The sequence below is a fragment of the Streptomyces sp. NPDC058470 genome (genome assembly GCF_042721055.1).
Taxonomy (GTDB): Bacteria; Actinomycetota; Actinomycetes; order Streptomycetales; family Streptomycetaceae; genus Streptomyces.
In genome coordinates this window covers 32,689-38,655 of record NZ_JBHXMF010000078.1, presented here as the reverse complement: position 1 = coordinate 38,655, position 5,967 = coordinate 32,689, and the positions used below count along the sequence as shown (strand labels likewise).

Sequence of the window (5,967 nt, the reverse complement as noted above, 5' to 3'; positions counted from 1 at the left end):
TACTGCAGGGGGGACCCTGTGGGAGAGTAGGACGCCGCCGAACTATCTTTAGAGAGCTGGTCCCCGAACTTCGGTTCGGGGACCAGCTCTTTTTTGTTCTGCGTCACTTGAAATTCACGTTGCGCGGCAACCATCCCTGACATGGGTACTGCTGCAATGCTCGGGGCCGCAGGCGTCGGAGCCGGTGACGAGGTCATCGTGCCGGCCTTCGGGAACATCGATGTCGCCGAGGCCGCCACCCAGGCCGGTGCGGCGGTCGTCTTCGCCGACATCGACCCGACGACGTACTGCCTTGACGCCGACGCGGTCGAGGCAGTCGTGACTCCGCAGACGGCGGCCATCGTCGTCGTACACCGCTTCGGGCGGTCGGCCGACGTGGTGCGGTTGCGGGAGATCGGACAGCGACGCGGGCTGTTGGTGCTGGAGCAGGGTGAGTCCGAATTGCCGTACGACGAGGTCGCGCAGCGCAGGGCGCGGGCCGCGTACCTCGACGCGCGGCTGCGCGGGGTGAGGACTCCGGACGGCGGTGACGGGCACACGTACCAGCAGTACGTCGTGCGGGTGCCGGGCAACGGCAGGCCGGACCGGGACGCCTTCGCTCGGGCCGTGCGGGCCAGGGGAGTTGAGTGCTGGGTGCCGGTGAAGACGCCGGTGCACCGCACGGCCGGATTCCGTCGGGACGTGCGCCTTCCGGTGACCGAGCGGGCCGCGGACGACACTCTCGCGCTGCCCGTGGACGGGACGTTGGCGAAGCGGGAGATGCAGCGGATCGTGTCCGCGTGCAATGCGCTCGGTGGACTGCTCCAGCCCGCCGGTTGATCCGGCGCTGAACGAGCGGGACTTGTTGGGCGCAGGCTTCTGTTCGGGGTATGATCTATTCCGTTGCCGGGAGGGAAACCTCGTACGGTGACAGGCCCCCCTAGCTCAGTCGGTAGAGCGTCTCCATGGTAAGGAGAAGGTCAACGGTTCGATTCCGTTGGGGGGCTCCAGCAACAAAAGGTCTCCGCCCTTACGGGCGGAGGCCTTTGTCGTACCTCGAAGCGTCGTACCTGGAAGCCGTGGCTCAGTCCTTCTGGAGGCCCGGAACCCGCATCGCCAGAATCGCCATGTCGTCGGACGGGGCGTCGGAGGCGAAGCGTTCGACCGCGCGCATGATGCGGGCGGCCACCGCGCCTGCGGTGAGCCCGGTGCAGGTGGTGAGGACGTCCGTGAGGCCGTCGTCGCCGAGCATGCGGGTGCCCTCGCGGCGTTCGGTGACGCCGTCCGTGACGCAGAGGAGGACGTCGCCCGGGTCGAGCGTGATGGTCTGCTCGTAGAGCTCCAGGTCGTCCATGACGCCGAGGAGCGGCTGCGGATCGGCGGCCGGTTCGACCGTGCCGTCCTGGCGCAGGCGCAGGGGGAGCGGGTGACCGGCGCAGACCACCTTCAGGAGCGCCGAACCGTCCTCCTGCGGCCACAACTCGCCGTACAGGAGCGTGAGGAAGCGGCTGCGGGCGCCCTCGTCGAGGATCGCGGAGTTCAGGCGCTCCAGGACGGCCGGGCCGGTGAAGCCCTCCCGGGCCAGCAGCCTGAGTGCGTGCCGGGCCAGGCCGGTCACCGCCGCCGCCTCCGGGCCCGTACCGCAGACGTCGCCGATCGCGAAGCCGTACGCGCCGTCGCGGATCGGGAAGAGGTCGTAGAAGTCGCCGCCGACCTCATTGCCCTCGCCGGCCGCTCGGTAGATGACCTCGACCTCGACGCCCTCGATGTGCGGGAGTTCCGGGGGCAGGAGACTGCGCTGGAGGGACTGGCTGATGGCCATGCGCTCCGAGTACAGGCGGGCGTTGTCCAGGGCGAGGGCGGCCCTGCGACTCAAGTCCTCGGCGAGTTCGAGGATTTCCTGGCGGAAGTGTTCGTCCGAAGGCTTGCCCAGCGTCAGCATGCCGATGACGCGGTTGCGGGCGACCAGGGGGAGGACGACCGTCTCGCCGCCAACTGCCGCGGCCGTGGCGAGAGTTGTGCCGATGCCCGAGCTGAGCTTTGCGCGTTCGCCGAGGCTGCGCATGGAGGTGCGCAGCGCTGCTTCGTGGGCCGCCGCAGCGGGGGCGGCCCAGACGCGGGCGCCCGGGGTGGGGACCGGGTCCGGCGGGGAAATCGTGGACAGCAAGGCCTTGAGGCCGTCGATGCGTTCCTCGTCCTCGTGCAGGACATACGAGAGATACGGGTCGGAGGCCTGGTCGGCGATGGTGTAGACGGCGCACCAGGTGGCCAGGGTCGGGACCGTCATCTGGGCCATGAGGGCCAGGGTCTGGTCGCGGTCCAGGGTGCCGGCGAGGAGGTCGGAGGCCTCCACGAGGAAGGACAGTGAGCCGCGGCGCAGGCGTTCCAGCTCGCCGAGACGGGCGGATTCCACTGCCAGCGCGATGCGGTCGGCGGCGAACTGGAGGCGCAGGGCCTCTTCGTTGGAGTATCTGCCCGGTCCCTCGGCGGCGACGCCGAGGGAGCCGGTGAGGCGGCCCTCGACCTTCAGCGGGACGGTGACGACCGAGCGCATGCCGGTGCCGTTGAGGAGGGGGACGGCGCCGGGGACGACCGTCAGGTCCTCGTGGACGGCGGGCATACGGGCCGAGCCGTAGCGGCCGGGGCCCGCCTCGACGGGGACGCGGGCGAAGCGTTGGCGGGCGGAGGGGAGGCCCGTCGAGGCTCGTACCTCCAACTCCGTTTCGTCGTCGGTCGCCAGGAGCAGGAAGGCGGAGTCTCCGTCGAGCATGTCGCGGGCGCGCTCCACCGTCCGCTGGAGGAGGCCGTCCAGGTCGTCGGGCGCCGGGGAGCCGATGAAGACCTCGAAGGGATCGGAGGCGTGGCCCTCGGAGCTGGTGGTCGTGTCGGTGGCCGATACGCGCAACGGGGTCTGGAGGACGGCGCGTTCGTGGTCACGTACGAGGAGGCAGACCGTGGAAGGCTCGCCGCCGGTGTCGCGGACCCGAAGGTGTGAGGCGTAGACGGGAATTACCCGGCCACTGGCGCCGCGGATGCCGTACGTGCCTTCCCAGCGCGAGAGTTGGAGGGCCTCGACGATGCCGGTGGAGGTGCCCGGGGTGTGCGGCCAGGCGGCGAGGTCGGTGAGCGGCTTGCCGATGACCAGCTCGGCGGCGTATCCGAAGAGCTCCTCGGCGTCCTCGTTCCAGGCGTTGATCGCGCCGGTGCGGTCGATCTGGACGACCGCGACGCGGACGCGGCCGTCGGCGAGCGGGAGGAGGTCGGCAGGGAGGGCCGGACCGGCGGTCCGGGTGCCCACCGCGCGTTCGGGGAGTTCGAGCTGGAACCAGACCTGTTTCTGGGTGGGCGTGTACTCGACACCCCAGCGGCTTGCCAGGGCGGCGCAGAGCTGGAGGCCGCGGCCCCCCTCGTTGTCCGGGCTGCCCATGTTGACAGCCGTCCCCTGGAGTGGAATTTCACGTTCCGGGTAGCGGTCCGCCACCTCGATGCGTACGCCGTCGTCGCTGCGCAGACACAACACGTCCGCGGAGGTGCCCGCATGCACGACTGCATTGGTGACGAGCTCGCTGGTGAGGACCACGGCGTCGTCGACGATATCGGCGAAGCCCCAGCCCTGGAGGGTGTCACGGACGAAGGAACGGGCGATGGCGACCGATCGCCCCACGGGCTCGAAACTGGCGGCCGCGCGCGCGGTGATCACAGAACTCCTCGTCCGGTTGTCGGCATGCGGGGCTCCATGGCCGCCCCGCTCCTGCCGGGGCAGAGCGTGGTTCCCCGTCGGTCGGGGATCCTGGGGCGATCCCCCAGGATGCAGTCCGGTGGTCATGGTGCGGCGCCCCTCCGATGCCTGCCCGCTCGTGCTCGTGCCACCGCCCAGGCCGGACGGGACCGGCATGGCTGGACAGCCGCATGCAAGGTTACTTACCTTCGCCGTCCATGCGGATGCCGGTTGCACTGTTTCCGCCCGGAGGTGTGCGGACGGTGTGCGAAGCTGCCGAACTGTTATGGCCGGGTTCAGGCATGGTGAAACACTGGGCAAGCTTCAGGAGAAGGTCCTGGCAGGGTGAGTGCCTGTCGGCAAGCGGAGCAGTAGTACCCGAGTACGCCAAGCAGTGATGGTCGACCCTTGTGGGAGGGACACAGTGGAGTCTGGCGCAGCGACGCGGGGCACTGAGACGCGCGCAAAAGGCGGACAGTCCCTGAAAGACCGGCGCCCACCGCGCAACGGCACCACCGAGGTGGATACGGCTGCGCTGAACCGGCTGATGGCGGCCCTGGTGTCGATGCGGGACGGGAACTTCCGCAAGCGGCTCACGGTCTCCGGCGACGGCGTGATGTCCGAGATCGCGGCGGTTTTCAATGAGGTGGCCGACCGGAATCTGCATCTGACGGGAGAGCTCTCACGGGTGCGGCGCGTGGTCGGGCGTGAGGGGAAGCTCACGGAGCGGCTGGAGTCGGGGGCCTCCGAGGGGTCCTGGGCGGCCGCGATCGACGCCTCGAACGCGCTCGTCGACGATCTCGTACGACCCGTCTCCGAGGTCGGCCGGGTGCTGTCCGCGGTGGCGGAGGGCGATCTGTCGCCGCGGATGGACCTGCGGGCGCAGGCCGCGGACGGGAACGGGCATCCGCTGCGCGGTGAGTTCCTCAAGGTCGGGCGCACCGTCAACAACCTGGTCGACCAGCTGTCGACGTTCACCGACGAGGTCACGCGGGTGGCCAGCGAGGTGGGGACCGAGGGCAAGCTGGGTGGGCAGGCCCGGGTGCGCGGTATGTCCGGTTCGTGGAAGGATCTCACGGATTCGGTCAACACCATGGCGTACCGGCTGACGGCTCAGGTGCGTGACATTGCTCTCGTGACGACGGCGGTCGCCAAGGGTGACTTGTCCCGGAAAGTCACGGTTCACGTGGCTGGCGAGATGCTGGAGCTGAAGAACACCGTCAACACGATGGTCGACCAGCTCTCCTCGTTCTCCTCCGAGGTGACGCGAGTCGCCCGGGAGGTGGGTACGGAGGGTGAGCTCGGCGGTCAGGCCAGGGTGCCGGGTGTGGCGGGTGTGTGGAAAGACCTCACCGATTCGGTGAATCTTATGGCCGGGAATCTCACGGCCCAGGTGCGCGGCATCGCGCAGGTGACGACGGCGGTCGCCAGTGGCGACCTGTCACAGAAGGTCACGGTCAGTGCGCGCGGTGAGGTCGCTCAGCTCGCCGAGACCATCAACCAGATGACCGAGACGCTGCGGACGTTCGCCGACGAGGTCACGCGAGTGGCCAACGAGGTCGGTGGCGAAGGGCGGCTCGGCGGGCAGGCGAACGTGCCGGGTGCGGCGGGGACGTGGAAGGACCTGACGGACTCCGTCAACACGGTCTTCCGGAACCTGACGACCCAGGTGCGCGACATCGCCGCGGTGACGACGGCCGTGGCCAACGGTGACCTCTCGCAGAAGGTCAGTGTCGAGGTCGCCGGTGAGATGCTGGAGCTGAAGAACACCGTCAACACGATGGTCGACCAGCTGTCGTCGTTCGGCGCCGAGGTCACGCGCGTGGCGCGCGAGATCGGTGTCGAGGGCGAACTGGGCGGGCAGGCGCAGGTGCCGGGTGCGGCGGGGACGTGGAAGGACCTGACGGACTCCGTCAACACGGCCTTCCGGAACCTGACCGGGCAGGTCCGCAACATCGCCCAGGTCACGACGGCGGTCGCCAACGGCGATCTCTCGCAAAAGGTCACCGTCGATGTCTCCGGCGAGATGCTCCAGCTGAAGAACACCGTGAACACGATGGTGGACCAGCTGTCCTCGTTCGCCGATCAGGTCACGCGGATGGCCCGCGACGTGGGGACCGAGGGGCGACTGGGCGGCCAGGCCCGGGTGGACGGCGTATCGGGTACGTGGAAGGAACTCACCGACTCCGTCAACTTCATGGCGGGGAACCTGACCTCGCAGGTACGGCAGATCGCGCAGGTCACGACTGCTGTGGCCCGGGGTGACCTGT

The 5,967-nt window shown here is 69.2% G+C and carries 3 protein-coding genes and 1 tRNA gene; 3 read left to right on the top strand and 1 reads right to left on the bottom strand.

Annotation, left to right across the window (positions count from 1 at the left end):
- Positions 1 to 156 precede the first annotated feature (156 nt).
- Together ACFWP7_RS37945 and ACFWP7_RS37940 are read left to right on the top strand one after the other, a co-directional pair.
- Positions 157 to 819, top strand: coding sequence for a DegT/DnrJ/EryC1/StrS family aminotransferase (locus ACFWP7_RS37945; protein ID WP_384391596.1), 663 nt, complete (start codon positions 157 to 159; stop codon positions 817 to 819).
- 94 nt (positions 820 to 913) lie between these two features.
- Positions 914 to 989: transfer RNA gene (locus ACFWP7_RS37940), tRNA-Thr, on the top strand.
- A 74-nt stretch (positions 990 to 1,063) separates the two neighbouring features.
- Here ACFWP7_RS37940 and ACFWP7_RS37935 read toward each other — a convergent pair.
- Positions 1,064 to 3,805, bottom strand: a complete 2,742-nt coding sequence (locus ACFWP7_RS37935) for a SpoIIE family protein phosphatase (protein ID WP_384391587.1) — start codon at positions 3,803 to 3,805, stop codon at positions 1,064 to 1,066.
- A gap of 412 nt (positions 3,806 to 4,217) precedes the next feature.
- On the opposite strand from ACFWP7_RS37935, the gene ACFWP7_RS37930 reads away from it, so the two are divergent.
- Positions 4,218 to 5,967 (top strand): HAMP domain-containing protein (locus tag ACFWP7_RS37930; protein WP_384391584.1); only part of this gene is annotated, 1,750 nt, incomplete at its 3' end.